This is a genomic window from Paraclostridium tenue (genome assembly GCF_039521565.1).
Classification (GTDB): domain Bacteria; phylum Bacillota; class Clostridia; order Peptostreptococcales; family Peptostreptococcaceae; genus Paraclostridium; species Paraclostridium tenue.
In genome coordinates this window covers 1-1,221 of sequence record NZ_BAAACP010000047.1, presented here as the reverse complement: position 1 = coordinate 1,221, position 1,221 = coordinate 1, and the positions used below count along the sequence as shown (strand labels likewise).

Annotated in this window: 1 protein-coding gene; it reads left to right on the top strand. The window is 37.1% G+C overall.

Annotated elements, in window-relative coordinates:
* The first annotated feature begins 16 nt into the window (after positions 1-16).
* Positions 17-1,210 carry an elongation factor Tu gene (tuf, locus tag ABFX13_RS14525; RefSeq protein ID WP_147548012.1) on the top strand — a complete coding sequence of 398 codons (1,194 nt, stop codon included), beginning with the start codon at positions 17-19 and terminating at the stop codon, positions 1,208-1,210.
* Positions 1,211-1,221: the final 11 nt, after the last annotated feature.

Below are 1,221 nucleotides of genomic sequence, written 5' to 3'. Positions count from 1 at the left end.
AAGGGAGGAATTCAAAATGGCTAAAGCTAAATTTGAAAGAAATAAGCCACACGTTAATATAGGAACAATAGGTCACGTTGACCACGGTAAAACTACATTAACTGCAGCTATAACAAAAACATTATACGATAGATATCAATTAGGAGAAGCAGTAGATTTCGCTAACATAGATAAAGCTCCAGAAGAAAGAGAAAGAGGAATCACAATATCAACTGCACACGTTGAATACGAAACTCCAAACAGACACTACGCTCACGTTGACTGCCCAGGACACGCTGACTACGTTAAGAACATGATAACAGGTGCTGCTCAAATGGACGGTGCTATATTAGTATGTTCAGCAACAGATGGACCAATGCCTCAAACAAGAGAGCATATATTATTATCAAGACAAGTTGGTGTACCATACATAGTAGTATTCTTAAACAAATGTGATATGGTAGACGACGAAGAATTATTAGAGTTAGTTGAAATGGAAGTTAGAGACTTATTAAACGAGTATGAATTCCCAGGAGATGATACTCCAATAGTAAGAGGATCTGCTTTAATGGCATTACAAGATTCTTCTTCAGAGTGGGGAGACAGAATAGTTGAATTATTCGAGCAAATAGACGAATATATACCAGCTCCAGAGAGAGATGTAGATAAAGACTTCTTAATGCCAGTAGAAGACGTATTCTCTATAACAGGAAGAGGAACAGTTGCTACAGGTAGAGTTGAAAGAGGAGTATTAAAAGTACAAGACGAAGTTGAGTTAGTTGGATTAGCTGACGAGCCAAGAAAGTTAGTAGTAACAGGAGTAGAAATGTTCAGAAAGTTATTAGACCAAGCACAAGCTGGAGATAACATAGGAGCATTAATAAGAGGTATACAAAGAAATGAAATAGAAAGAGGACAAGTTTTAGCTAAGCCAGGAACTGTTAAGCCTCACACTAAGTTCAATGCAGAGGTATACGTATTAAAGAAAGAAGAAGGTGGAAGACATACTCCATTCTTCGATGGATATAGACCACAATTCTACTTCAGAACAACTGACGTAACAGGAGCTTGTAAGTTACCAGAAGGAACTGAAATGGTTATGCCTGGAGATAACATCCAAATGACTATAGAGTTAATAAACTCAATAGCAATAGAAGAAGGATTAAGATTCGCAATAAGAGAAGGTGGAAGAACAGTAGCATCAGGTGTTGTTGCTTCTATAATAGAGTAATTCTCTTATTC